This is a genomic window from Dictyoglomus sp. SSW (assembly GCF_055181335.1).
In genome coordinates this window covers 15,939-41,945 of record NZ_CM143705.1, presented here as the reverse complement: position 1 = coordinate 41,945, position 26,007 = coordinate 15,939, and the positions used below count along the sequence as shown (strand labels likewise).

Annotated in this window: 27 protein-coding genes; 13 read left to right on the top strand and 14 right to left on the bottom strand. The window is 32.7% G+C overall.

Annotation, left to right across the window (positions count from 1 at the left end; translation table 11 throughout):
- Positions 1 to 7: 7 nt before the first annotated feature.
- Positions 8 to 2,047 (top strand): transglutaminase TgpA family protein, encoded by a 2,040-nt coding sequence (locus tag ACY3JM_RS00195; protein WP_463111387.1) that lies wholly within the window; start codon positions 8 to 10, stop codon positions 2,045 to 2,047.
- Here the strand turns inward: ACY3JM_RS00195 and ACY3JM_RS00190 are convergent.
- The 3 genes from ACY3JM_RS00190 to ACY3JM_RS00180 are packed head-to-tail and all read right to left on the bottom strand — an operon-like array spanning position 2,009 to position 3,550.
- Complete coding sequence (locus tag ACY3JM_RS00190) at positions 2,009 to 2,428, bottom strand: hypothetical protein (RefSeq protein WP_463111386.1); 420 nt, start codon at positions 2,426 to 2,428, stop codon at positions 2,009 to 2,011. The two genes, ACY3JM_RS00195 and ACY3JM_RS00190, sit on opposite strands and share 39 nt — an antisense overlap.
- Complete coding sequence (locus ACY3JM_RS00185) at positions 2,425 to 3,030, bottom strand: DUF6062 family protein (RefSeq protein WP_463111385.1); 606 nt, start codon at positions 3,028 to 3,030, stop codon at positions 2,425 to 2,427. Before ACY3JM_RS00185 ends, ACY3JM_RS00190 begins: the two co-directional genes overlap by 4 nt.
- Complete coding sequence (locus ACY3JM_RS00180; protein ID WP_463082776.1) at positions 3,017 to 3,550, bottom strand: CDP-alcohol phosphatidyltransferase family protein; 534 nt, start codon at positions 3,548 to 3,550, stop codon at positions 3,017 to 3,019. The genes ACY3JM_RS00185 and ACY3JM_RS00180 overlap by 14 nt, the downstream gene beginning before the upstream one ends.
- 185 nt (positions 3,551 to 3,735) lie before the next feature.
- Between ACY3JM_RS00180 and ACY3JM_RS00175 the strand changes: the two genes are divergently transcribed.
- The 6 genes from ACY3JM_RS00175 to ACY3JM_RS00150 all read left to right on the top strand — a co-directional run bounded on the left by ACY3JM_RS00175 (position 3,736) and on the right by ACY3JM_RS00150 (position 9,018).
- Positions 3,736 to 4,653, top strand: coding sequence for a peptidoglycan DD-metalloendopeptidase family protein (locus ACY3JM_RS00175; RefSeq protein WP_463082775.1), 918 nt, complete (start codon positions 3,736 to 3,738; stop codon positions 4,651 to 4,653).
- Between the two features lie 20 nt (positions 4,654 to 4,673).
- The gene (locus ACY3JM_RS00170; protein WP_463082774.1) at positions 4,674 to 5,060 is read left to right on the top strand and encodes a bactofilin family protein; all 387 of its coding nucleotides are present in this window, start codon (positions 4,674 to 4,676) and stop codon (positions 5,058 to 5,060) included.
- Positions 5,061 to 5,190: 130 nt separating this feature from the next.
- On the top strand, positions 5,191 to 5,694 hold the full coding sequence (locus tag ACY3JM_RS00165; RefSeq protein ID WP_463082773.1) for a gamma carbonic anhydrase family protein: 504 nt from the start codon (positions 5,191 to 5,193) through the stop codon (positions 5,692 to 5,694).
- A 6-nt stretch (positions 5,695 to 5,700) separates the two neighbouring features.
- On the top strand, positions 5,701 to 6,855 hold the full coding sequence (locus tag ACY3JM_RS00160) for a pyridoxal-phosphate-dependent aminotransferase family protein (RefSeq protein WP_463111384.1): 1,155 nt from the start codon (positions 5,701 to 5,703) through the stop codon (positions 6,853 to 6,855).
- An 11-nt stretch (positions 6,856 to 6,866) separates the two neighbouring features.
- Positions 6,867 to 8,444 carry a phosphoglycerate dehydrogenase gene (gene serA / locus ACY3JM_RS00155; RefSeq protein ID WP_463082771.1) on the top strand — a complete coding sequence of 526 codons (1,578 nt, stop codon included), beginning with the start codon at positions 6,867 to 6,869 and terminating at the stop codon, positions 8,442 to 8,444.
- Complete coding sequence (locus ACY3JM_RS00150; protein ID WP_463111383.1) at positions 8,431 to 9,018, top strand: cob(I)yrinic acid a,c-diamide adenosyltransferase; 588 nt, start codon at positions 8,431 to 8,433, stop codon at positions 9,016 to 9,018. The genes serA and ACY3JM_RS00150 overlap by 14 nt, the downstream gene beginning before the upstream one ends.
- Here the strand turns inward: ACY3JM_RS00150 and ACY3JM_RS00145 are convergent.
- On the bottom strand, positions 9,015 to 9,845 hold the full coding sequence (locus ACY3JM_RS00145) for a hypothetical protein (RefSeq protein WP_463111382.1): 831 nt from the start codon (positions 9,843 to 9,845) through the stop codon (positions 9,015 to 9,017). The two genes, ACY3JM_RS00150 and ACY3JM_RS00145, sit on opposite strands and share 4 nt — an antisense overlap.
- Before the next feature lie 42 nt (positions 9,846 to 9,887).
- On the opposite strand from ACY3JM_RS00145, the gene ACY3JM_RS00140 reads away from it, so the two are divergent.
- The gene (locus tag ACY3JM_RS00140; protein ID WP_463082768.1) at positions 9,888 to 10,682 is read left to right on the top strand and encodes a sugar phosphate isomerase/epimerase family protein; all 795 of its coding nucleotides are present in this window, start codon (positions 9,888 to 9,890) and stop codon (positions 10,680 to 10,682) included.
- Between the two features lie 23 nt (positions 10,683 to 10,705).
- Here the strand turns inward: ACY3JM_RS00140 and fba are convergent, their stop codons facing one another.
- A complete protein-coding gene (gene fba, locus ACY3JM_RS00135; RefSeq protein ID WP_463082767.1) occupies positions 10,706 to 11,635 on the bottom strand; it encodes a class II fructose-1,6-bisphosphate aldolase in 930 nt (309 codons plus the stop codon).
- A 146-nt stretch (positions 11,636 to 11,781) separates the two neighbouring features.
- Between fba and ACY3JM_RS00130 the strand changes: the two genes are divergently transcribed.
- Entirely contained in the window at positions 11,782 to 12,024 is a 243-nt protein-coding gene (locus ACY3JM_RS00130; RefSeq protein ID WP_463111381.1) for a glutaredoxin family protein, read from the top strand.
- Positions 12,025 to 12,046: 22 nt separating this feature from the next.
- A complete protein-coding gene (locus tag ACY3JM_RS00125; protein ID WP_463082765.1) occupies positions 12,047 to 12,316 on the top strand; it encodes a co-chaperone GroES in 270 nt (89 codons plus the stop codon).
- 28 nt (positions 12,317 to 12,344) lie between these two features.
- On the opposite strand, the gene ACY3JM_RS00120 is transcribed toward ACY3JM_RS00125, so the two are convergent.
- Positions 12,345 to 13,193, bottom strand: coding sequence for a DUF6941 family protein (locus tag ACY3JM_RS00120; protein WP_463111380.1), 849 nt, complete (start codon positions 13,191 to 13,193; stop codon positions 12,345 to 12,347).
- A gap of 101 nt (positions 13,194 to 13,294) precedes the next feature.
- On the opposite strand from ACY3JM_RS00120, the gene ACY3JM_RS00115 reads away from it, so the two are divergent.
- A complete protein-coding gene (locus ACY3JM_RS00115; RefSeq protein WP_463111379.1) occupies positions 13,295 to 14,962 on the top strand; it encodes a uridine kinase family protein in 1,668 nt (555 codons plus the stop codon).
- Here the strand turns inward: ACY3JM_RS00115 and cysK are convergent.
- On the bottom strand, positions 14,959 to 15,894 hold the full coding sequence (gene cysK / locus ACY3JM_RS00110) for a cysteine synthase A (RefSeq protein WP_463082762.1): 936 nt from the start codon (positions 15,892 to 15,894) through the stop codon (positions 14,959 to 14,961). The two genes, ACY3JM_RS00115 and cysK, sit on opposite strands and share 4 nt — an antisense overlap.
- 110 nt (positions 15,895 to 16,004) lie before the next feature.
- Between cysK and ACY3JM_RS00105 the strand changes: the two genes are divergently transcribed.
- Positions 16,005 to 17,228 (top strand): hypothetical protein, encoded by a 1,224-nt coding sequence (locus tag ACY3JM_RS00105; RefSeq protein ID WP_463111378.1) that lies wholly within the window; start codon positions 16,005 to 16,007, stop codon positions 17,226 to 17,228.
- On the opposite strand, the gene ACY3JM_RS00100 is transcribed toward ACY3JM_RS00105, so the two are convergent.
- The 4 genes from ACY3JM_RS00100 to lexA all read right to left on the bottom strand — a co-directional run bounded on the left by ACY3JM_RS00100 (position 17,141) and on the right by lexA (position 20,950).
- Complete coding sequence (locus ACY3JM_RS00100) at positions 17,141 to 17,536, bottom strand: DUF1667 domain-containing protein (RefSeq protein WP_463111377.1); 396 nt, start codon at positions 17,534 to 17,536, stop codon at positions 17,141 to 17,143. The two genes, ACY3JM_RS00105 and ACY3JM_RS00100, sit on opposite strands and share 88 nt — an antisense overlap.
- 1 nt (position 17,537) lies before the next feature.
- Entirely contained in the window at positions 17,538 to 18,782 is a 1,245-nt protein-coding gene (locus ACY3JM_RS00095) for an NAD(P)/FAD-dependent oxidoreductase (protein WP_463082759.1), read from the bottom strand.
- Positions 18,766 to 20,220 carry an FAD-dependent oxidoreductase gene (locus tag ACY3JM_RS00090; RefSeq protein ID WP_463111376.1) on the bottom strand — a complete coding sequence of 485 codons (1,455 nt, stop codon included), beginning with the start codon at positions 20,218 to 20,220 and terminating at the stop codon, positions 18,766 to 18,768. The genes ACY3JM_RS00095 and ACY3JM_RS00090 overlap by 17 nt, the downstream gene beginning before the upstream one ends.
- A gap of 127 nt (positions 20,221 to 20,347) precedes the next feature.
- The gene (gene lexA, locus ACY3JM_RS00085) at positions 20,348 to 20,950 is read right to left on the bottom strand and encodes a transcriptional repressor LexA (RefSeq protein ID WP_463082757.1); all 603 of its coding nucleotides are present in this window, start codon (positions 20,948 to 20,950) and stop codon (positions 20,348 to 20,350) included.
- Between the two features lie 245 nt (positions 20,951 to 21,195).
- Between lexA and ACY3JM_RS00080 the strand changes: the two genes are divergently transcribed.
- The gene (locus tag ACY3JM_RS00080; RefSeq protein ID WP_463111375.1) at positions 21,196 to 22,311 is read left to right on the top strand and encodes a hypothetical protein; all 1,116 of its coding nucleotides are present in this window, start codon (positions 21,196 to 21,198) and stop codon (positions 22,309 to 22,311) included.
- Between the two features lie 46 nt (positions 22,312 to 22,357).
- Here the strand turns inward: ACY3JM_RS00080 and dnaJ are convergent, their stop codons facing one another.
- From dnaJ to ACY3JM_RS00065, 3 genes are read right to left on the bottom strand one after another with little or no spacing between them, the layout of a single operon-like run.
- Positions 22,358 to 23,521: a molecular chaperone DnaJ gene (dnaJ, locus tag ACY3JM_RS00075; protein ID WP_463111374.1), complete on the bottom strand. Its 1,164-nt coding sequence runs from the start codon at positions 23,519 to 23,521 to the stop codon at positions 22,358 to 22,360.
- A gap of 1 nt (position 23,522) precedes the next feature.
- The gene (dnaK, locus tag ACY3JM_RS00070; protein WP_463111373.1) at positions 23,523 to 25,343 is read right to left on the bottom strand and encodes a molecular chaperone DnaK; all 1,821 of its coding nucleotides are present in this window, start codon (positions 25,341 to 25,343) and stop codon (positions 23,523 to 23,525) included.
- Entirely contained in the window at positions 25,343 to 25,843 is a 501-nt protein-coding gene (locus tag ACY3JM_RS00065; RefSeq protein WP_463111372.1) for a nucleotide exchange factor GrpE, read from the bottom strand. The genes dnaK and ACY3JM_RS00065 overlap by 1 nt, the downstream gene beginning before the upstream one ends.
- Positions 25,844 to 26,007 lie beyond the last annotated feature (164 nt).

The window sequence follows — 26,007 nt, the reverse complement described above, 5'->3', positions numbered from 1 at the left end:
TAAGGTTATGGAAAGGAAGAGAATAGATGTTAGAGATAATAGAATTGAAGACTCTATTGCAATAAGACTGGCGATCTTTTACCTTGTTTTTATGTCTATCCTTTCGGTTTGGTATTTCTTAAATCTTTCTGCAGTATATATTGGGGGTATTCTTTTATTTACAGCTTTTGGTTATATTTTTAGTTATCTTCGAAGGAGAAAGAATAATGTAATTCTAAAAATATTTATGACTATTGGTATGCTTTATCTTTTAAGGCAGTTTTTTGTGGAACTCATTAAAAATCCTTTTGATCCCAGGTTACCATTAGGAGTTTTTCTTATAAATCTTAATACTCTCCATAGCCTCGATTTACCAACAAGACTTGATTTGTCTTTTTCCTTCTTTATAAGTTTAATTTTGATGGTTATTTCAGGAATTTTTGCCCGTGAAAGCCTTTTTATAGTCTTTATATTATTTTATCTCTTGGGTTTTGTAATTACCTTATTTTTATTAAATAATTACAAACCATCATTTTCAAGAGTAGCAATCTCATTTTTTATCGTATTACTTATAGGTTTTCTACTTTTTCCCATCTTGCCTAAGAATATTCATATAGGTTTTAGACAAGATATAATGTCTCAATTAATTACACGAATTACAAATATTCAAGGAGAATTATCTTCACCTTATAGTATGCAAAATACAAATCTCTATAAATTGCCTGAGGGAAGAAAAATCCCTCCTTTACCTTTTGATAAAGAAGAATATTATGGGTTTGCACCTTTTGTAGATTTAAGACAAAGAGGAATGTTATCCTCCACATTAGTATTTAGAGTACTAACTTCCTGGGAGGTATATCATCGAGGAATTGCTTTTGATACATACAATGGCTTTGGATGGTATCAGAGTGAAGAGGAAATAAAAGATGTGACTACTATGTCTCAGCCATTTCTTTTAAAGAATAATCCTCCCCCTGAAAGTATGTTAAATAGAGCTACATATTTTATTGAAAAGGATATACCAAGTAATATAGTATTTTTACCCCATAATAGTCAAAGACTTTATTTCCCGTCTCCCCTGATATTTATAGATGGTGAAGAGGGATATAGAGCGCCTTTTGATTTACCGAAGGGTCTTATATATACAAGTTTTTATAAGGATATCTATCCGTTAGCTAAGGATCTACTAAATGCTAAAATTCCAGACAAGTATAAGTTTAGAAGATATCTTCAGTTACCAAATCTTCCCAGAAGAATATATGATTTAACCTTTGAAATTACAAAGAGTTACGAAAAGCCATGGGATAAATTGATGGCAATAAAAAAGTATTTAGAAAGATATGAGTATTCTCTTGATATACCTCCCCTTCCAGATGATATGGATGCAGTGGATGATTTTCTTTTTGTTACAAAGAAGGGATATTGTGAACAATTTGCTTCCGCTTTTGCTGTTATGGCAAGAATTATTGGGATTCCATCAAGATTTATTACTGGTTATGGTCCTGGAGATTTGAATCCTTGGACTGGAATGTTTGAGGTGAAGGTAAAAAATGCACATGCTTGGGTAGAGGTTTATTTAGAGCCAGTAGGTTGGATTCCTATTGATCCTACACCTTTCACTCCCTTAATAGAAGAAAGAGATAAGTCCCTCTCTGTCAATCTATTAAGTGTACTTTTTGCGTCTATGGGTAAGGTAATTGAGGGTTTATTTGTCCTCTTATATAAGATAACCTTAGAGTATAGATATGTTGTATTTGCTTTATCTATTCTGTTCATTATATGGTTTTTCCAATATTTAATGGATAGGATTAGGCTTATTCAAGAGGATAGGATTTTTAGAAGAGTTATAAAGAAGCTTAAAAAGAAAGGTTTAATAAAGGATAATATAAGTTTATATGAGATGATGCGCCCTTTGGGAGAAGATGGTATAAAATTTGCTGGTCTGTATTATGCTTTGAAATTTGCTCCTCTTTCTGAAGAAGAGAAAAGAAATTATTTAAATGAGATGAAAGATTATGCTAAGAAAATATTATCTAATCTTTCTGGCCGTTCCCAAAAGAAGATCTAATATTTCCATTACATAATTTTCTTTTAATGGAGTTTGGTTATAACTATAGCTTTCAATGACATTATGTATATGTTTTAAATAATCTTCCCATTCTTTTATTAGTATCTTCCAGGTATTTTCTGGAATTTTATCTTCAAAAATTTTTAGATGGTAAAGGCAAAGATCTGAGAAATCACCATTATAGTATGAAATAATCTTTTTTTCTAATTCGCATATTGGGCATATATCCTCTTTTTGAATTTCTTTGTCTTGGTACAATCTGGGATTTAATAATAGGGCTTCTTTTAAATGTTCTTTACATAGATAAATGGGTTTATTTAAAGATTTATAGAATTTTTCTTTTTCCTCTTTTATTTTTTTACATATGGGGCATTCTTTCATTTTGCTTTGTTATACCTTATCATTTGAAGTTTTTTTAAGAAAAGCTCTGCATAATCTCTATCCCATGTGAAAGCTTTATAAATATGTTCTGGGTATTTTTTTCTTTTTGTGTTTGAGAAAGGTTCTATCTTTGCATATAAATTTGGAGCTATATTTTTAATAATCTCTTTATGAGGTTGGCAAAAGTCATAGGCATTCTCTTTCCATAATTCAAAACTATCCTTATTTCTAAGTACATCTTCTAAAGCAAGAATATATAGTCTTTCATATTCCTTTTCCTTTTCGCAAAATATACAAGAGATATTATTAGCTATTATTTTCTTTTTTAGATTTGGTAAGGTGTAATTTTTTATTATATCTTCGTAGATGATACTTATACCTAAGAGGTCATTAAAGGTAATTAGTTGCAAAGAATGCTCCTCACAAAATCCACCTTTTTCTCTTATCTTTCCTCTCAGAGATGGATCATTAACGCTTTCATATAATATATTTTCTATATAACTTCTTAAAGATTTTTGTACTAAAAAGCATAAAGGACAGCCTTCCCAAAAGAAAGCTGTTTCCCAAGATAGATGTAAGAGGCTTTTACTATTTTTTTTCATTTTTGAATATTTTCTTTATTCCTTCAATAAACTCTGGTACCTTTTCTTTTGGAAACCGAGGCCATGTAATAATTATAAGTAGAATTAAATATATTACAATAGAGATTCCTAAAGTTAAATCATTTTTAATAGAAGTATAAATCATCAATCCGTATGGTACCGCTTGGATACCATCTGCTATTGCTTTTGCCTTAAGCCAAGTAAGTAGAATTATAGAGATGATAAGAAAGGATAAAGAAAAGGTTATGGATATAAAGCCTGAGGAAGTAAGGTAAAAAAGAACTCCTGCCGATACTGTCATATCTGCATAGAGATCATGTTCTCCAATCCAATCCTTTGGGGCTTTTGACTTTCTTGCTAAGAAACCATCAAGAACATCTGTTATCCAGGCAATTATTAGCCAAGTTACAGCATATTTTAAACCAGCTTTCTTTTTTAAAACCCCTAAATACGATATGATAAATCCTATAAAAAATCTGGTTATTGTTAACGTGTTTGCAAGGTTCTTTAACAAAGTCATTTTTTGTTCCTCCTGTAATAGATACCTTATTTTAATAAATTATACTCTTTTTGTTTCATAAGTAAATATGAGGTAAATAAGATAAAATCTTATTTCTTGACACATCTTGTATTCTTTGGTATAATTTTTTACAAAATTTTAATATTTGCTTTGTTAACTTTAATTTTTAACTATATGAGGTAAATATGGCTAAAAAAAGTAAGTGGTGGAAAAGAAAATTTTTTACTATAATGATAATTCCCCATGATGCTTCTACTGCAAAAACACGAAGGGTTCATCTCAGTATAATTCTCTTAGTCATATTTGCCATTGTTGGTATAATTAGTACATCTTTAACTCTATATAGGATTGCATCAAACAAATTCAGTAGAGTTAAGCATTTGGAAATATTAGAAGAAGTTACGGAAAAACAAAAGGCTCAAATTAAAGAGATAGAAATATTAAGAGAGAAATTAAAAGAACTGGAGGAAACAGAGAAAAAACTTAAGAGTATTCTTGGTATAAAAGGAAGTCTTCCTCCTCCCAAGGATAAAAAAGTGGTTTCCTTAGGTATTGATTATGCACCTGATATTGATACATATGATTTTCAAAGAAAGATAATAGAAGTAAAAACATTAATTGATGAAAAACAGAGAGAATTGGCACGAGTAGAAAACGAGATACAACGCCGAAAGAGTCTTCTTGCTGTAACACCTTCCCGTTGGCCTACCTTTGGATTTATATCTTCAGGATTTGGTTGGAGATTTCATCCCATATTTAGGAGGACTAGATTTCATACGGGTATAGATATTGTGACTTTTTGGGGGGCTCCTGTATATGCTACTGCAGATGGGATAGTTTCGTATGTGGGATGGGAAAGTGGATATGGAAAAGTTATAAAAATAAACCATGGAAGAGGTATTACTACTTACTATGCTCACCTCTCATCTTATGCTGTAAGAGTTGGCCAATATGTGAAGAAAGGACAATTTATAGGTAGAGTTGGAAGTACTGGAACTAGTATAGGACCTCATTTGCATTATGAGGTAAGAAGAGGGGGTAATCCGGTAAATCCATCCGCATACCTTTCGGTGGATATTATTAAAATTGGTAAATTATATTAGTTTAGGGAAGGAGGAAGATAATGTTAGGAAGAAAAGAAAAGCCTGAAGTTATGGATACAGTTATAGGGGGACAGTCAGAGTTTGAAGGTAAACTTGTTTCTAAAGCTTCTTTAAGAATTGATGGTAGATTTAAAGGAGATATAGAGGCTAAGGAAGCAGTCATTGTAGGAAAGACAGGATTTGTTGATGGTAATATAAAGGCTAATAAGGTGATAATTATAGGTGAAGTGGTTGGCAATATAATCTGTAGAGGTTCTTTAGAAATTCTTTCTACAGGAAAATTTAAGGGGGACTTGAAACTGGGAGGGAAAATATCGGTAGAAGAGGGTGGAGTGTTGCTTGGTAAAACTGAAATTTTGGAAGAGGATAAAATATCTGAGTTTTTTGATATAAATTTATCATCTTAATTAAATTTTAATCTTTACTCTATTGTCACCTTAAATTAGTTTATATTAGAATATAAACCAAGAACTTTTCAATGATGAAAAGGGGAATTCTCGTAGGAGGTTCCCCTTTTTTGTTGAGGAGTATTAAGTTATGTTAAAGTCTTTTGATGGTTTTTATCCCGTAATAGGGGATGAGGTTTTTATTTCTGATAGGGCTGTCGTTATTGGTAAAGTCACACTTAAGAAGGGGGTTAATATCTGGGATTTTGCTGTAATTAGGGGTGATCTTGACTCTATTTTTATTGATGAGTTTTCAAATATACAGGAGAATGTTATTATTCATGTGGATGAAGAAAAACCTGTATATATAGGTAAATATGTTACTGTAGGGCACTCTGCAGTTTTACATGGATGTAAAATTGGTGATAATACTCTTGTTGGTATGGGAGCAATTATTCTTGATGGAGCTATTATAGGTGAAAATTCCATTATAGGCGCAGGATCATTAGTACCTCAAGGCAAAGAAATTCCTCCTTATTCTGTTGTTTTGGGAGTACCTGGTAAAGTTGTACGTAGTGTCACAGAGGAGGAAGTTAAAAGTATTAGGAAGAATGCGGAGTTATATTATGATTTAAGTAAAAAATATTGGAGGTGAGGATTCATGCCTAAAAACTTTCTACTGATTCCAGGTCCAACTCCGGTACCACAAGATGTACTCTTAGAGATGGCAAGAGAAATGATTAATCATCGTGGCTCAGAGTTTGCCAACATTTTAAAAACTAACACAGATCTTTTAAAGAAAGTATTTAAAACAGAGAATGATGTACTGATATTAACAGCTTCTGGTACTGGTGGTATGGAGGCTGCAGTTGCCAATTTCTTTTCTCAGGGAGATGAGGTTTTAGTAGGAATTTGTGGAGTTTTTGGTGAGAGATTTGCAAAGATATGTAAGGCTTATGGATTAAATGTTAAAACTATAGTTACCGAACCTGGAAAAGGGATAGAACCAGATGTACTTGAAAAAGCTTTAAAGGAAAATCCTAATGTTAAAGCTGTATTTTTGACCCATAATGAAACTTCCACTGGAGTTACAAATAATTTAAAAGAGCTCGCACCTATTGTAAAAGAAAATCCTGAAAGACTTTTAATTGTAGATGCAGTGAGTTCTTTAGGAGCTATAGATTTACCCACAGATGAGCTCAAGATAGATGTGGTGGTTACTGCTTCTCAAAAAGCTTTAGAGACCCCTCCTGGTCTTGCTATGGTATCGGTAAGTGAATTGGCTTGGAAGTTTAACGAGAAGGCAAATTTACCAAGATTTTATTTTGATTTAAGACAAGCAAAGAAATTTTTAGAAGAAGGAGCTACTCCTTTTACTCCAGCTGTTTCTATTTTCTTTGCCTTAAAAAAATCACTTGAAAATATTTTAAATAGAGGTCTTGAAAATAACTTTAAGAGACATAGTTTATTAGGTAAGGCTGTAAGAGAAGCTATAAAAGCTATTGGTGTAACTAAACTTCTTGCAGATGAAAGATGGGCTTCTGATGCAGTTACACCTGTAATTCCTCCTGAGGGTGTAAATCCCGATGATTTGAGAAAATATATAAGAAGTAAGTTTGGGATTGTTTTGGCAGGAGGACAAGGCAACCTAAAGGGTAAAATATTTAGAATAGGACATGTAGGCTATGTGGAACCTACAGATATATTAGTAGCATTATCTGCAATAGAAATATCCTTAGAAAATGTAGGATATAAGGGAATAAAAGGTAAAGGAGTACAAGTAGCGGAAGAAATTTTTGCCCAAAATACTAATTAGGAGGGGGAAGAATGGAAAGGTATAAAGTATTAGTTTCTGATCCATTAGCTGAAGCTGGCTTAAATAAATTAAGAGAATATTTTGATGTAGATTATAAGCCGGGGCTTCCTAAAGAGGAGCTTCTCAATATAATTGGGGATTATGTTGCTTTAGTGGTTAGATCCGAGACAAAAGTCACAAAAGAGGTTATAGAAAGAGCTAAAAACTTAAAAGTTATTGGTAGAGCAGGGGTAGGAGTTGATAATATTGATGTAGAAGAAGCAACAAGAAAGGGAATTCTTGTAATAAATGCACCTGAAGGTAATACTATAGCTGCTTGTGAACATACTATTGGATTAATGTTAGCTATTTCTCGTAAAATTCCTCACGCATTTTGGCTTTTAAAACAAGGAAAATGGGAAAGAAAAAGTTTTATAGGTAATGAACTTTATGGGAAAACATTAGGTTTGGTTGGACTTGGAAGAATTGGATCTGAGGTAGCAAAGAGAGCAAAATCCTTTAGAATGAGAATTATTGCTTATGATCCTTTTATTTCCTTAGAGAAGGCAAAAGAACTTGAAGTTGAGCTTACCGATGATCTTTATTATCTTCTAAGAGAAGCGGATTATGTCTCATTACATTTACCATTGACCCAAGAGACGAAAAACCTTATTGGAAAAAAAGAATTGGAAAGCATGAAACCTACTGCTTATCTTATTAATTGTGCAAGAGGTGGACTTGTAGATGAATCAGCTCTTTATGAGGTATTGAAGGATAAAAAAATAGCTGGTGCAGCCTTAGATGTATTCAAGAGTGAACCTATAGAGCCTGATAATCCTCTCCTAACCTTAGATAATGTAGTGCTTACGCCCCATTTAGGTGCTTCTACTCAGGAGGCTCAAGAAAAGGTTGCTCTTATTGTGGCTGAAGATATAATAAGATTCTTTAAAGGAGAAGTTGTTACCCATGCTGTTAACTTACCAATTCAAGTTTCTCCAGAGATTTTACCCTTTATAAGGCTTGGAGAAAAACTTGGAAAATTATTGGCTCAAGTTGTTAATGCCAATCCAGAAGAATTAGAGATACAAATATGTGGAGAATTGGCTAATAAAATAGAGACTTCTCTTGCGTCTGCAGTAGTTAAGGGATTTTTGGAACCTATATTAGGTGAAGAGGTAAATCTAATAAATGCTCTTCCTATGGCAAAAGATAGAAAATTAAAGATTAAGGAAGTAAGGACAGAAGAAACAGATACATACAGAACTTCATTAAAATTGAGATTGAAAACGGAGAAGGGGTTTATAGAACTTTCTGGAACTGTAAGTAGAGGTCAAGAGAGACTTTTGAAGATACAAGACTATTATTTAGATCTTGCTCTTGCCCCTTATCTTTTAATCGCATTTCATATTGACAAACCAGGTATTATTGGTCAAGTAGGTACTATTTTAGGTGAAAATCAAATCAATATTGCTGCAATGCAAGTAGGAAGAAAAGAGATAGGTAAAGATGCAGTAATGGTACTTGTAATTGATAATCCTGTAAGCGAAGAAGTATTAAATAAAATAAAAAGATTAGAAAATATCATTGACGTATATTATGTCTGCATCTAATAGGATACATGGATTAATACAGGTATATACGGGTGATGGGAAAGGAAAAACGACTGCTGCTTTAGGGCAAGCTGTAAGGGCTTTAGGACATGGATTAAAGGTACTTTTTGTGCAGTTTGTAAAGGGTAATAGTTTTACTGGAGAGTTCCTTTTTGCACAGAAAGTAGAAAATTTAGATTTTTGGCAGTTTGGAAGAGATTGTATTTATTCTTCGGGCATAAGAGAGAATATTATTGAATGTTATGGTTGTGGGGAATGCTTTATAGGAAAGGATGGGCCTACAGATAAGGATTTAGAAGTGGTGAGAGGGGGATGGCAAAAGGTGTTAAATAATTTCAACAAGTATGATCTATTGGTGTTAGATGAAATCAGTCTTGCCATATATTATGGGTTAATAAAGGAAGAGGAAGTAATAGATTTTCTAAATAAAAAACCCGAATATCTTGAAGTAATATTAACTGGAAGGTATATGCCTGAAAGTATAAAAGAAAAAGCGGATTTAGTTACAGAAATGAAAGAGATAAAACATCCATACCAAAAAGGAATTAAAGCAAGATGGGGTATTGATTATTAAAATCTTAATGTTCCTGTGAGCTTGTATTTTAATTTTGAATTTGATGAGTCTTCCTTATCAAGAAAAGTGCTAAAATTAAGAGTTAATAGATTTAGATTTAAACCTATGCCTAAGGTATAGTTTTGTATATTTGTAATATTTCCAGAGCTTCCCAATCTTATTACTAATATATTTCCTAGATTTTGTTCAAGACCAAATCTTAAAAGATTCAAATCTTTTGTATTTGAAAATTTTTCCACATCTACCACATCTAAATAAAGGTTAGTTGTATCATTAAATAGAGAAAGATTTAAACCTAAGCTATATTTTAAGAATGTAGTTACTTTATATTCATTTTCAGATAATTTTTCTATGGTAATTCCTTCTCCTACTACACCTGTTTTTATGTTCCCAACTTTTAAAAGTATACCTAAATTACCTTTTATCAATTTTTGTTCTTCCACATAATTTGCTGATGTTCCAAAATAAAGGTAATTGGTGAGAGGAAAGGATATAGCTCCTCTTATATTTTTAAAAGTATATTGTTGGGTATTGGGATCAAAGGATAAGTCAACACTTAAGGCGTAAAAAGTAGTAGATGGATAAAAGTATGATATTTTTATAGTTTGGTTATTTGTAGAATCTATAGAAAAGGAAAGATAGGAGAATTTTTTTAGAGATAAAGTGGCGGGACTAAAAAAGTATGTCTCTCCCTCACTATTAAGGGTTACAAAAGTAAATCCTAAACCTGCTGATTTAGCATCAAAAAGTGTAAGATCCTCTTGTGCAAAAGAGGAACTAAATATAGAAAGATATAAAGCTATAAATAGTAAAAGTATTTTCTTCATAATGTTATATCTCCTAATAAATTATAGTATAATATTTCTAATATGAAAATAGGATTTTCTTTTTTATCTTTAAAAACTTATTCAGTAAGAAGAGCTATTGACATTACTCAAAATTTAGGAGGTAATACTTTAGAGCTTTTTGGAGATCTTGTCTTATTTTTTAATGGAAGACTGTTAGAGAAACCAGAAAGAATAAGAGAATATGCAGAAAATAAAAATTTCTTTCTTACTATGCATCTTCCTTATATAGATATTAATTTAGGCTCCTTTAATGACCTTATATGGAAGAGTAGTATAGACAGTGTCTTGAAAGCTTTGGATTATGCATATAAGATAGGTGTTAAAAGGGCAGTGATACATCCTGGGCAAGTCCCTTTAAGAATTTTCCTTCTAAAATATCTCGCAAAGAAAAGGCTGAAAAAATCTTTAGAAATAATAATGGATAAAGCGGATAAATATGGTATAGAGATTACCTTTGAAAATACATACTTTGATGATAATGATTTGTTTGAAAATGTAGAAGAGTTTAAAAAATTTATTGATACATTTAGAGAAAGATTAAAGGTTTGCTTTGATTTTGGGCATGCAAATATTTCATCTCAAGGAGTTAATAAATCTTTTGAAATATTAAGGCCATATATTACCCATATTCATATACATGATAATGATGGAACAAAAGATGAGCATCTTTCCTTAGGAAAAGGGAAAATTCAGTTTGAAGAATATTTAGATTTTATCAGAAATTTTAAGGGGTCTATTATTTTAGAAATTAACTCTTTAAAGGAAAAACATGAGAATTTAAAAAGAAGTATACAATATTTAAAGGGAGAGAGATAATCTCTCTCCCTTTTTATTTTATATTATATCTGTCCGCTTGAGCCAAGTACGTTTCTTAATTTATGTTTTACTAATTTTTTGACTTCGTCTCTTGCTGGCCCAAGATATTTTCTTGGGTCAAATTCCTCTGGATGTAATGAAAAAATTTCTCTAATAGTAGCAGTAACAGCAAGTCTTAAATCAGTATCTATATTTACCTTACAAATTCCCATTTTAGTAGCTTCTCTTATCATTTCTTCTGGTACACCTTTTGCTCCCCCTAATTTGGCTCCATATTTATTTGCCTTTTCTACATATTCAGGGAGTACGGAAGATGCTCCATGTAAGACTAATGGAAATCCTGGAAGTCTTTTAGCAATTTCTCTTAATCTGTCAAAGTCTAATTTAGGTTCACCTTTAAACTTATAGGCACCATGGCTTGTACCAATAGCTATAGCAAGGGAATCTACTCCAGTTCTCTCAACAAATTCTACTGCTTTATCCGGATCAGTATAGGATGCTTCTCTTTCAGAAACTACTACATGTTCTTCAACACCAACCAATCTTCCAAGTTCTCCTTCTACTGCTACTCCTCTTGGGTGTGCATAATCAACAACTTCTTTTGTGATTCTCACATTCTCCTCAAAGGGAAGATGAGATCCATCAATCATTACAGATGTGAAACCAGCATCAATAACTTCTTTACAGAGTTCTACACTATCACCATGATCTAAATGCACTGCTATTGGTATATCAGGAGCATCTTGTACTGCTGCTTCAATTAACTTCATCAGGTATACAAGTTTTGCATAATTTCTTGCACCTTTTGATATTTGAAGAATTAATGGTGATCTTTCTTCTTTTGCTGCTTCAATTACTCCTTGCAAAATTTCCATATTATTTACGTTAAAGGCTCCTATTGCATATTTACCATAGCATTTTTGGAATAATTCTTTAGGGTTTACTAAAGGCATTTTTATACCTCCTTAAAATTTTAGGAATTTTAAGTAGTATAGCATGATCTTTTATAAGAAAACTTTAAAAAAATTTTAAATTGACTTAATAGGTATATGTTTTTATAATATACCCCATATAGTATATATTAGGAGGTGAAGTAATAATGAATATGCCAAGAGTAATAGTATACTCAACTTCCTCTTGTCCTTGGTGTAATGCAGCTAAAAGATATTTACGGGAGAGGGGTATTAGATTCTATGATGTAGATGTCTCTAAGGATAAAAAAGCAGCAGAGGAGATGGTAAGAAAATCAGGGCAAGTGGGGGTTCCTGTTATAGATATAAATGGACATATTATTGTAGGATTTGATAGAGCTAAAATAGATAGGTTATTAGGTCTTAAGTGAAAAATATAAGGAGGTGAAAGACGTGAAAAGAGTAATCCCATTAGAGGATAGGGTACTTGTTAAGGTTATAAAGGAAGAAGAAAAGACGCCTACAGGTATAATTCTTCCTGATGTAGCAAAAGAGAAGCCTCAAATTGCTGAAGTGATTGAGGTAGGAGATGACGAAACTATAAAGGTGAAAAAAGGAGATAAAATTATCTTTGCAAAATACTCCGGAACAGAAATAAAGGTTGATGATGAAGATTATCTTATATTGAGTAAAGGAGATATTCTTGCAAAAATAGAAGAATAAGGGGCATTTCTGCCCCTCCCCTTATTCCTTATTCTTTGATCACTTTTAGTACAAAGGAATTAACTTCTTCATCGTCAAGGAAAACTTTAACTAAGTAATCTCCCTCTTTCTCAAATGAAAAATTGGATATCTCATCAAATAAAGTAATAATAGATCCAGCATTTGTTTCAAAGCTTTGAGGTTCTGATTTATATAATAATTTTTTGTCAGGTGAGAAAATTTCTATATGTTGGTTGTATTCACTTTCACCAGACATCCAACCATTTGCAATAATAAATGAATCTGTGAATGGTAGTTCATCAGTGGCGTAATATTCGTAAATTCCTTTTAAGGATGTAAGACCATAATCATTTTCGTAAATCTCAAGAGCAGGAAGAGTAAAGGCTAAAATAGGTTTTTGTGTTAAATTTTCTGGAATATCTATATCTTCATCATTTTCTAAAACGAATAATGGTATTTCCTTGAGAAGTTTCCCGTCTGCTTTCACTTGTATCCAATAAACTCCTGGTTCATCAAAGGCTATATCTTCAAAGTTTCCCCAAAAATAAAATACTTCATTTTCTCTTGTCAAATCAAAACTATCATCGATAGTGCCTAATATTTTCTCTTTACTTGGGTTTAATAGATTTATTTCTATGTCGTATTTTCCATTCCCCATCCACCGAGAATATAGTGAAAAAGTATCTGTTTGAGGGAGACTATCAAAATTAATTATACTAAATATTCCGTCAATTAAAGTAAGACCATATTCGTCTTCTTCTATACTTGAAGCTATTGCTACACCTATTAGTTTTATACTATTGGGATTTTCTTGTGCATAGGATAAACTAAAAACAAAAAAAATGGAGATTAGGAGGGAAATAATAAGCTTCTTCATAAGAAAAATTTCAACTCCTTCCTTTAAATCTTCTTGGAAATATTATAAACTAAATTAAAAATTTTTTAAATAAGAACTTAAATATCTGGGAGGTTCTTATCATGATAAATGTGGAATTTAGAGGGGCAATAAGAGCAGAGATAGAAAATCCTCAAAGAGTTATAGAAATTTTGAATAACAATAAAGAGATAGCTTCTAAGCTTTTAAACGAAGGGGAGATCCCTATTGGAGTGAGGGTAAATGGAGAAATAGAAGATCTTAATTTTATGGTTACTGATGATGTTAGGCTGGATGTTATTGGTAGTAGATCTAATTTGGGTAGGAGAATATTAGAAAGAAGTTTTATATTTCTTTTAAACTTAGCAGTGTCCAAGGTTTTTCCTGATCAAAAGGTTTTAGTAGAGCATTCTTACCATAAGAGCCTTTATGGAAGATTCAAAAATTATATACCCAAATGGGATGATATAGAGAAAATAAAAGAGAAAATGAGAGAGCTGTCAGAAAAAGATATAACTATACAAAAAAAGTATATGGATAAAGAAGAAGCTCTAACAGTTTTTAAGGAAAGGAACGAAGAGGATAAAGTTAGACTTATTAAATATATTCCTTTTTCAAAGATTCCCATATATCATGTAGATGACCATTATGAATATTCTTTTTTACCTTTAGTACCTTCTACTTCTTATTTAAAAACTTTTGATTTAAAGCTTTATCAACCTGGTTTTATATTGATTCTTCCAGATGATAAGGATATGGAAAAGCTCAGTGAATTTAAGGAGATAGTTAAGTTATTCCAAGCTTTTTATGAATATAAAAATTGGCTTGAGATATTGGGACTTGTAGATGCCTCTTCTTTAAATGATTCAATTGAAAGAGGAGAGGTTTCGGAAGTAATAAAAGTGGCAGAGGCTTTACATGAAAAAAAGATTGCTCAGATAGCTGATGAAATCTGTTCAAAACTTCCAGATTTAAGACTGGTGTTGATAGCAGGACCTTCTTCCGCAGGTAAGACTACTTTTAGCAAGAGATTGCAAATTCAGTTAAAGGTGAATGGTATAAGACCTATCGTCATAGAGATGGATGACTATTTCTTACCACCCCAGTATATATCAAGGGATGAATATGGAAATTATGATTTTGATAATCCTAAGGCTGTAGATATAGAACTTCTTAATGAGCATTTAAATATAATTATGAATGGGGGAGAAGTGGAACTTCCCAAGTATAATTTCCAGAAGAAGAGAAGGGAAAAATCAGGAAAAATAGTAAAATTAGATAAGAGAAGTATTATAGTGATGGAAGGAATTCATGCTTTAAACCCAGAAATGACAAATCTTATCCCTGGCCATATGAAGTATCATATTTTTGTAAGTGCTTTGACCCATCTTAATATAGATAATCAAAATAGGGTACCTACAACTGATTCTCGCTTGATAAGAAGAATTGTAAGGGATAGTATTTTTAGGGGATATGGTGTGATTGATTCTATAAGACAATGGCCTTCTGTAAGAAAGGCAGAAGATTTATATATTTTTCCAACCCAGGAAAGGGCTGATGTGATGTTTAATTCTGCATTGGTTTATGAGTTTCCAATTCTCAAAACTTTTGCTGAGCCAATGCTTAAAGCTATTCCTCCATATTATCCAGAATATCCTGAGGCAAAAAGGCTTCTTGATATTCTCTCTCATTTTCTGCCCTTGTCTCCTACAGAGGTTCCTATGACTTCTATTTTGAGAGAGTTTATAGGAGGGAGTTCTTTTACATACTAAAATCTATATTCTTCAAAGAGATCTGTAGAAATATATCTTTCTCCAGTATCAGGTAGTATTACTACTATATTTTTGTCCTTATTCTCTTCTCTTTTTGCAACTATCAGTGCAGCATAAGTGGCAGCTCCTGATGAAATACCACATAATATTCCTTCTTCTCTAATTAATTTTTTTGCTGTTTCTATAGCATCTTCGTCTGAAACTTGTATTATTTCATCTATGATATTTAAATTAAGCACCTTTGGTATGAAACCAGCACCTATACCTTGAATTTTATGAGGAGAAGGATTGCCTCCAGATAGTACTGGAGATTTTGATGGCTCCACTGCAATGATTTTTATACTATTTTTTCTACTTTTAAGAGCCTCTCCTATGCCTGTTATAGTTCCTCCTGTACCTACTCCACCAACTATTATATCTACCATTCCGTCAGTATCTCTCCAAATCTCTTCTGCAGTGGTTTTTCTGTGAATCTCTGGATTTGCAGGATTTTCAAATTGCATAGGTATAAAGTACTTTTCAGGTTTTTCTCTTACTATTTCTTCTACTTTTTCAATGGCACCTTTCATACCCTTCTCTTTGGGAGTAAGAATAAGTTCTGCACCAAAAGCTCTTAATAAAGCTCTTCTTTCAAGACTCATACTCTCTGGCATAACAAGTATTAATTTGTAACCCTTTATAGCGCAAACCATGGCAAGACCTATTCCTGTATTTCCTGAAGTGGGTTCAATAATTACTTTTTCCTTGGATATTAAGCTTTCCTTTTCTGCCTTTTCAATCATGGATAAAGCTATTCTATCTTTTATGCTTCCCCCTGGATTAAAAGATTCTAATTTTGCAAATACATTCGCAAAGCATCCTTGTGTGATTTTATTTAATTTAACTAAGGGAGTGTTTCCTATGAGTTCTAATATATTATTTGCTATTTTCATTTTTTCCCTCCATATTAGCTTTTATCTAACTTAGAGTAATTATATCATACTTATTTAGTATTTTTTCAGCCTTTGGTATAATTATCTAAAAAAGTTTAGGAGGTTTACTTTTGAGAAATAAGAGAAATTATATTTTGGCATTTTGGGATCCAGTCTTTTTTATAAATGGGATGATCTTTTTGAATGTTAATACGGTGATTCCTTATTTTATTATTGCTCTTTCGGGTACTACTTTTCATATAAGCTTGGCCAATTTTTTGGCTGTTCTTGGTAGTTTTTTGCCTTCTATTTTTATAGCAAGATACGTTCAGAGGTTAAGGATAAAAAACAAAGTTTTTGCTAAAATTCTTCTTATTCAAAGATTTAGCTTCTTAATTTTTGTCTTTTTATTTCCTTTTATTCTTAAATATTTTGGAAAAACAGCTACTATTTATTTATTCTTACTTTTTTACGGAGCCTTTAACTTATTTGTGGGAACTTATGGACCCTTTTATTTTAGCATTTTGGATAAAATACTGCCCTTTGAAGAGAGGGGACGTGTAGTAGGTAGAGGTAGTGCGTTAGGAAATTTGATTGCTATTTTTATGACCCTTCTTTTAAATTTTTATATAAGTAGAATTTCTTTTCCTTATAATTTCTTTCTTATATTTCTTACCGGTACCTTTATTCTCCTTTTAGATGCCCTGTTTTTTTATTTTATGGAGGAAAAAGAGGGAGATATTTTTGAAGATAGTTTATCCTTTTCCCAATTTATGAAGAGGGCTTTTTCTATTTTAAAAATTAACCCTGTCTTTAGGAAAGTTGTAGTATCTCTTCTATTTTTAGGACTTTCTCTTACCACTTTACCCTATTTTATTGTTTATGCTGATAAAAATTTTGGGGCTTTAAATAATATAGTTACAGTCTTTAATTTTGGGTATATTCTTTCCAGCGTTTTGGGAAGTTTTATTTTGGGTGAGTTAACAAAAAATTTAGGATACAAAAAAGTATTATCCTTAGGTATGGCTCTTGGTTTAGTTGGATTTATTGTAGTTTTTGTATTTAGAAATTTAATTGGTACAATTTTGGGTAGTATTCTTGTTAATTTAACTTTTGTCTCTAATATTCTTACCTCTGGGTTTATAATAACAGGGGTATCTCCTAAGGAAGATCTTCCTGTATATTTGGCGGTAAATAATACTATAGTGATGGCTTTTTCTTCTTTAATGCATCTTTTTAATGGGGCTATAATAAAATATTTGGGTTTTTATGTACTCTTTTTTGTCTCCTTTATCTTTCTTGTATTTTCCTTTGTTTCCATAGGGCGAGTGGTTATTACATCTACCGATAACTGAAATATATTTTCTAATACTTTATAGCCCATAGGAACTGGTGCAGTAATCTCTATTTCCAATAATTTTTCAAGTAGAGGGAAAATGTATTCTTTAGGAATAGGAAATGTGGTTTTTACTGGTACAACTTTATATTTGCCATTTTTTATTTTTACTGTAGTAGTTAAAGTTCTTTTAGGATTTTTAAACTCCTCTATAGCGTAATTTTTTCCCTTTTCACATTTATTTCCTTTAACCATAATATCTTCTCCTATTTCTAACTCTAAACTGCAACCTAAGGGGCATACTATACAAGTTATTTCTTTTTTCATGTTATCCCTCCATGTAGAATTTAGGACTTTCAATATCTCTTAAAAATTCAGGTTTTACTTTTATAACTATCATTTCTGCTGGTTTTACTACTGGAAATCTCCATTCTTTTATTCTTTTATCTTTATCTTTTAGTGTTAAAATGGCTGATTTTTGAGGCTCTTTTACTCTGAAGTAAAAGGTGATATCTTCTAAAATAGGAAAACTTAAATATTGAGGTGCTACAAGTCTTAAGTTTCCGTCAATCTCAATATGTACTCTTTTTTCTATATTTGTTTCATTATTTATGTATTTTGCTGCAGATTTTCCTGCTAAAATTCCTTGTAAAGTTACATAGTCTACTAAGTCATTCACAAGCAAAGAGTTTCCACATGAGAAAATACCTTCTTTTAAAGTAGAGAGATATTGGTCTACATAAGGTCCTTGGGTCCTTGGATCTAAGGGTATATTAATGTTTTCTAATAAATCATTTTCTGGAATTAAACCTGCAGAAAGGAGCAGGGTATCACATTCTATAAATTTTTTATCCTCTATAATAGGATTTCCATTATCATCTACAGGAGCTATATATACACCTTCCACTCTATCTTTTCCTAAAATCTCGACTACTGTGTGTTTTAGATAAAGAGGTATATTATAATCTTCTAAGCACTGTACTAAATTCCTTGTGAGTCCTCCAGGATAAGGGAGTTTTTCAACCACACCTATAACTTCTGCTCCTTCCCATTTTAACCTTCTTGCCATAATAAGTCCTATATCTCCAGATCCTAAAATAAGTATTTTTTCTCCTGGAAGGTATCCTTCTATATTTACTAATCTTTGAGCAGTACCAGCTGTATATATACCTGCTGGTCTTGCGCCAGGAATTTGCAAATTTCCTCTCGTTCTTTCCCTACATCCTGTGGAAAAAATTATGGCTTTTGTTTTAATTTCCCAGATGCCATCTCTATTTATAGCTGTAATTTTTTTCTCTTCAGTTATATCTACCACCATTGTTTCGAGCCACACTTCTATATTAGGGTATTTTTTAATTTCTTTTATAAAGCGATATGCATATTCTGGACCTGTGAGTTCTTCTTTGAAATATATGAGGCCAAATCCGGGATGTATGCATTGATTTAAAACCCCTCCCAGTTCTTCATTCCTTTCTAAGATTAATATGCTTTTTCCCCTTTCTGCTGAAGAAATACTGGCTGAAAGTCCTGCTGGTCCTCCCCCTATTATTGCTATATCAACTTCTTTTTGCATATTTCCACCTCACTTTATTTTCTCCATTAAGTAAGAAAGATTTTCCACCCCTTAAGGTAATCATGTTCATGGGTATCTCTAATTCATCGGAGAGGATTTTCATAATGTGATAACTACAGAAGGCACCTTGGCATCTTCCCATACCTGCCCTTGTTCTTTTTTTAATAGCTTCTAAGTTACGAGCGGGAAGAGGTGAATTAATTGCATTTCTTACTTCCATCTCACTAACATATTCACACCTACAAATTATATGTCCCCATCTTGGATCTTCCTTTATAAGATTTTCCTTTTCTTCCTCAGTTAATTCTTTAAAGGCTACTATTTTTTCAAAATTTTTTATATTTCTCTTTCTTTTTATATTTTCTTTTTCCATGAGCCATTCTACCGCCATTTTGGCAAGAGATGGAGCAGAGGTAAGCCCTGGTGAATCTATGCCTGCAAAATGTAAAATATTTTTAAATTCTGGAATCTCTTGTACAAAGAAATCTTTGTATGTACTTGATGCTCTTATTCCTGAAAAAATATTTATTACAAGGGTAAAGGGCACATTAGGGGTTAATTTTTTTACTTTCTCCTTTATTTCAGAAAGTCCTTCCATGGAAATGCTTTTATCTTCTTTGTTCGCTATATTTTCTGCAGTAGGGCCTAATAAGATGTTACCGTCTACTGTTGGAGTTACAAGGACTCCTTTCCCTTTTTGAGTGGGTACATGGAAGATGGTACTTTTTACAAAGTTTTGAGCCTTTTTATCAAGAACAAGATATTCTCCCTTTCTTGGGGTAATTGCAAAAGGATAATCAGGATCTAATAAATGGATTATTTTATCAGCGTATATTCCTGCACAGTTTATTATGTATTTACAATAATACTTTGATTTATTTGTTGTTACTTTATATCCTATATTATTATTTTCTATCCTAATTACTTCTTCTCCAAGTTTTACTTGTACCCCATTTTCAATAGCATTTTCTAAGGCGTGAATGGTAAGAAGAAAAGGATTAGTTATACCAGAAGTAGGAAAAAATAAGGCATATTTTACTTCTCTATTTATGTTAGGTTCTCTTTTTAAAATCTCTTCTCTTTTTAAAAGTTGTATCTCTGATACTCCATTAATTTTTCCTCTTTCTTTTAGCTCAAGAAGAATTTTTAGTTCCTCATCATTAAAGGCGAGCACATAGGCTCCTATTCTTTTAAAGGGTACTTTTAATTCATTACATAGATCTTTGTATAATCTGTTTCCTTCCACATTAGTTTTAGCCTTTAAAGTACCAGGTAGCGGATCATATCCAGCATGAACAATAGCACTATTTGCCTTTGTTGAGCCCATAGGTATATCCTCCTCTTTATCTAAGAGGAGGACAGAAATCTCATAAAAGGATAGTTCTCTTGCAATTAAGCTTCCTATTATTCCTCCCCCAATTATGATTACATCTTCCATTTTTTACCCTCCTTTTATAAAAAGCAAAAACCGCCCACACTTCTTACAAAGTGGGGCGGTTCTCCTTATCTCCTCGCCCTTTTTTTATATTTAATTTTTTATAATTATAGCATAAAAGATTAATTATTTAAAATACCCTGAGAAGCCCAATAACCTTCCCTATAATGGTAAAGGGAGGATAGATTACAGAATATCTTTTATTTGCAGGCCTTAAGCACGGTATTCCATACTCTTCCGATAGATATTTTACGGTGGATTCTCCATCTTTTAATGCTACTACGATGTCTCCCTTTTCTGCTATAGGTTGTCTTTGTACAATAATAAGATCTCCTTCTATTATATGGGCTTCAATCATACTATCTCCTTTTACTCTTAATAGGAAGCTTAAATCAGGATTTTTAACCAATCTCCTTGGTACTGGTATATACTCTTCAGTATTTTCGGGAGAATCAACAGGAACTCCTGCTCTTATAGTACCTACAAGGGGTAAGATACAATATTCTTCTCCATCATTACTTCTTAAATGAAATCTTCCATTTTTATCTTGTACGAGATAGCCTTTATCTACAAGAGCTTTTAAATGAAAATAGGAAGATCCTGAGGATTTTAAACCAAGAGCTCTTGCTACTTCTCTTACAGTAGGCATTCTTTTCTCTTTTTTCCAATAACTTATTACAAATTCTAAAACTTCTTTTTGTTTTTTGCTTAAATATGTTTTGTAAACTCTCATAATTTATGATATTATAACATAACTTTTTTGTATAAAATAAGTTTTTTTCAAGGTACTTGACATAAAAAAGATTTTTAGTAAAATAACAATCAGTTAAAGCTTTTCTGAGTGGCAAGAAAGGAGGTGAAGAAGGGACCTTTAGGTTGCCACTCTTGAGAAGCAAACTGGTAAGGTAAGTTAACGACACTTACCAGGTAGTCATAAAAAATATAAAAAAATTTAAATCCTAAGGGGGTCAATGAAAGATGAAGAAATTAGTATGGTTGATGGTTTTAGCTCTTCTTGTAGTTCCTGCATTTGCAGCTAATTTAAGTACTTCTAATTGGATTGGTGTAGGTTTCCATACTAGATTAGTTCCATATAATAATCAATACTATGTAATTTGGGGAACTTGGGCTTCTGGAAATATCAACTACTCACTATCTGGAAGCTCAAATCTTGGCAGTGTAGATGCTAATGTGAAAATCGATATAGCAAATGGATCACTCACTGATAATTGGGTATCTGGAACAATTACATTCTCTAAAGTGTTTAATACACCATTATCTGTGTCCTTCCATAAGGGAACATTAGGTGTTTCTGGAACAAATCTTGTAGGTAGTGTAGTAGGTAGTACTGGTATAAGTGTTGTAGCAGATGTAGCTCCAGTGAAAGTTACAGTTGGTGTATCACCAGATGATGATTGGTGGGTACCTTCTACTGGTGGAATGTTAGACGACTTCACATTAAATGCTGCAGTAACAGCAAGGGCAGATGTATCTGTTAGTGCACCAATAGCACTTTCAGTATATGGGTTAATAAATAAAGCAACTGGAACAATGACCGTAACAGGTTGGGCAGTTGGTGGTTCTGTGACTCCTGTTACAACACCTGTAAGCCTAACTGTTTATGGAGAGGCTGCAAATACTCCAGAGCAACTTGTAGGTGCAACAGTTAAAGCTCTTGGTGAGAAAGTAACTGTTGATGCAAACTACAAGGTTCAAGCTCAAAAAGTAAAAGTCTCTGTAAGCGGAGATAATTTAGTTCCCAATGTATCTAAGGTATATGTTGAATACGATACTGCACAAACATATACACTATTTGGTTATGTTTCTGCTTCCTTACCAGTACCAGTAGGATCCTTATCCCTTGGGGCAGCCTTAGCGAATGGTCCAGATACACTCTTTGGTGGATTTGGTAAATGGTCAGTATCCCTCGGTGGTGGTGTATCTTATGACCTCTTAGTAGGTTATGGATTTGATTGGGATGATTATAGCAGTAATGGTTTCAATAGAGGTAATTTAACAGGAGCAGATGATCTCTGGGGCTTCAATGTAAAAGGCAAACTTTACGCAGAAAGCAAGTTAATGATAGGATTCTAACCACTCAAAACATAAAGCCCCCGAGTTCTCTCGGGGGCTTTTTTATTTACTTCTTAAATGCATCCCTAATTTGTTCAAAGAAGTTTTTATTTTCTTCTATCTTTATTCCTCTTATTTTTGCAAGCTCAAGAAGGAGTTCTTTTTCTTCCTGGGATAGATTGGTAGGTACTGTGATATAAACTCTTATTTTTTGATCTCCTCTTTTTCCAGGGTTATTTAAATTGGGTATTCCTTTGCCTTTTAAAGTTATTATCTCATTACTTTGAGTTCCTGGTTTTATTTTTATCTTTTCCTTTCCTTCTAAGGTAGGAATCTCTATTTCTCCCCCTAAAATAGCTGTAATAAAATCTACGGGAAGATCCATCCATATGTCTTCTCTGTCTCTCTTGAATATTTTATGAGGTTCTATATGTATATAGATATAAAGATCTCCATTTGGCCCACCGTTATCTCCTGGTTCACCTTCTCCTGCTAATCTTATTACGTAGCCTTCATCTACACCTGCTGGTATTTTAAATTCAATCTTTCTCTTTTTTCTTACTTTTCCTGTACCGTGGCATTCATGACATGGATTTGTGATTATTTTTCCTTCCCCATGGCATTTTGGGCATGTGGTTATTTGAACAAATTGTCCAAAAGGTGTTCGTCTTGTAGTTCTTACCTGCCCTGTACCATTACACATATCACAGGTTATAGGTTGTGAGCCTGGTTCTGCTCTTGACCCTTTACATGTAGGGCAAGTTTCCAATCTTGTTACAAAAAATTCCTTTTTTCCTCCAAATGCTGCCTCTTCTAATGTAATGTTAATATCATATCTTAAATCTGCTCCTTTTCTTGAAGTTCTTTGTCTTTCTCTTCTTCCAAAGAGATCCCCAAATATACTGTCTCCAAAGAAGTTTTCGAATATGTCTTCAAAAGTTCTACCAAAGTTTCCAAAATCAAAATCACCTGGGTTCCACCCTTGTTGGAAATCTCCATATCCTGCAAAATCTCCTACACTTCCAAATTGATCATACTGGGCCCTTTTTTGTGGATCAGAGAGCACTTGATAAGCTTCATTTATTTCTTTAAATTTTTCTTGAGCTGAAGGATCCTTATTTAGATCAGGATGGTATTGTCTAACAAGCCTTCTGTAAGCTTGTTTTATTTCATCCTGGGTGGCATTTCGTGGCACACCCAGGATTTCATAATAATCTTTTTTGGTGGGCATATTAGTTCACCTTGTATTCTCCATCTATAGTTTTTCCTCCTGGATTATCATTGGGATTTTGACCTTGAAAATTTCCAGTTGCTCCTGTAGACTGATACATGAATTGACCTATTTCACCAAGAGCTTGAGTTAATTCTTCTATTCCTTTTCTTACTTGTTCCACATTTATTCTGTCTGGTTTTATTAATTCTTCTAGATTTCTAATTCTATCTTCTACTTTTTGGACCAAGTCTTTACTTACTTTATCTCCATAATCTTTTATAGTCTTTCTTGCAGTATAAATAAGGTGTTCTGCTTGGTTTTTGGTTTCAATTTCTTCTCTTCTTTTTCTATCTTCTTCTTCAAATTTCTTTGCCTCTTCGGTCATTCTTTTAATTTCTGCTTCTGAGAGTCTAATAGCATTTGATATGGTTATTCTTTGTTCTTTTCCTGTAGCCTTGTCCCTTGCAGATACATGGACAATTCCATTTACATCAATATCAAAGGTTACCTCTATTTGAGGTACACCACGAGGGGCAGGTGGAATTCCATCTAATATAAATCTTCCAAGAGTAATGTTATCCTTGGCAAGGGCTCTTTCTCCTTGTAGGACATGAATCTCTACACTTGTCTGATAATCAGCAGCTGTTGTAAAGATTTGACTTTTGGATACAGGAATAGGAGTGTTTCTCTCAATAATTTTTGTAAATACGCCACCAAGAGTTTCAATCCCAAGGGAAAGAGGAGTTACATCTACAAGAACAATGTCTCTTATCTCTCCTCCTATGACTCCTGCTTGTATAGCTGCACCAAGCGCAACAGCCTCGTCTGGGTTTACATTTCTTTGAGGTTCCTTACCAAAATGTTTCTTAATCCATTCTTGGATACTTGGCATTCTTGTAGAACCACCTACAAGGATTATTTTATCAATCTGGGATGGTGAGAGTCCTGCGTCTTTTAATGCCCTTTCTGTAGGTTCTTGGGTTTTTTCTACTAAATCATATGTCAATTCTTCAAATTTTGCCCTTGTAAGGGTATAGGAAAGATGAAGTGGAGTATTTCCTTTCATGGCTATGAATGGAAGGTTGATCTCTGTAGATAATTTTGAAGAAAGTTCTATTTTTGCTTTTTCTGCAGCTTCGTATAATCTTTGAAGGGCGGTTCTATCTTCTCTTAAATTAATTCCATGTTCTTCCATGAAGTTATCTATAAGCCAATTTACAATTCTTTCGTCAAAATCGTCTCCTCCTAATCTATTGTTCCCAGCTGTTGCGATTACTTCAAATACTCCATCACCAATCTCTAAAATGGATACATCAAAAGTACCACCGCCAAGATCGAAAACAAGAATCTTTTGGTGTCCTTCTTTGTCAAGTCCATAGGCAAGAGCTGCTGCTGTAGGTTCATTTATAATTCTTACTACTTCTAATCCTGCAATGGCACCTGCATCTTTTGTGGCTTGTCTTTGGGCGTCAGAGAAATAAGCGGGACATGTTATTACTGCCTTTTCTATAGGCTCACCTAAGTAGGCTTCTGCGTCTTTTTTGAGTTTTCTTAATATCATGGCAGAAATTTCTTGAGGAGTATATTCTTTGTCATCTATCTTTACTTTATAATTGGTTCCCATGTGTCTCTTGATTGATTTTATAGTTCTTTCTGCATTTACTATGGCCTGTCTCTTTGCAGGTTCTCCTACTAAAAGTTGTCCATCTTTGGTAAAAGCAACAACAGATGGGGTAAGTCTGCTCCCTTCTGCGTTTGGAATAATAACTGGTCTACCACCTTCTAAATAGGCGATAAGAGAGTTTGTAGTTCCTAAATCAATTCCTACAATTTTAGCCATTATTCTCTACCTCCTTTTTCTATTTTTTTTGATACTATAACTTTTGCAGGTCTCAGTAATTTATTTTTAAATAAATATCCAGGTGCTATCTCTTTAACTATTAAATTATCCTCTCCATCCTCAATCTCTTCTATACCAACTGCTTCATGAAGAGATGGGTCAAAAGGTTTTCCTAAAGTATCAATTTTTGTAACTCCTTCTTTTTGAAGGAGATTTTCAAATTGTTTATATATCATTTGAACTCCCTCTATAATAGCATCTTTTTTTCTTGTATGCTTCATACTTTCTAAAGCCAAATGAAAATTATCCATTATATCTACGATTTCTTTTAAAAGTCTTGCATTGGCAATTTCTTGCCATTCTTCCTTTTCTCTCCTAAGTCTTTGACGGAAATTTTCAAATTCTGCTTGAAGTCTTACATATTTAATTTCCCAATCTACCTCTTGGGGGGCCTCTGAGACTACCTCATCTTTTTTAACTTCTATTTCTTTTTCCTCCATGTCTTTCACCTCTATTTTAAATTTTAGCACTCTTTAACGGTGACTGCTAAACCATATATAAGTTTATAATTTATATTAATAATGTCAAGAGAATATAAAGCCTATTGATTTCAATTATATAAATAGCTAAAATATATATAGTAAAAATTAATATATATGAAGGG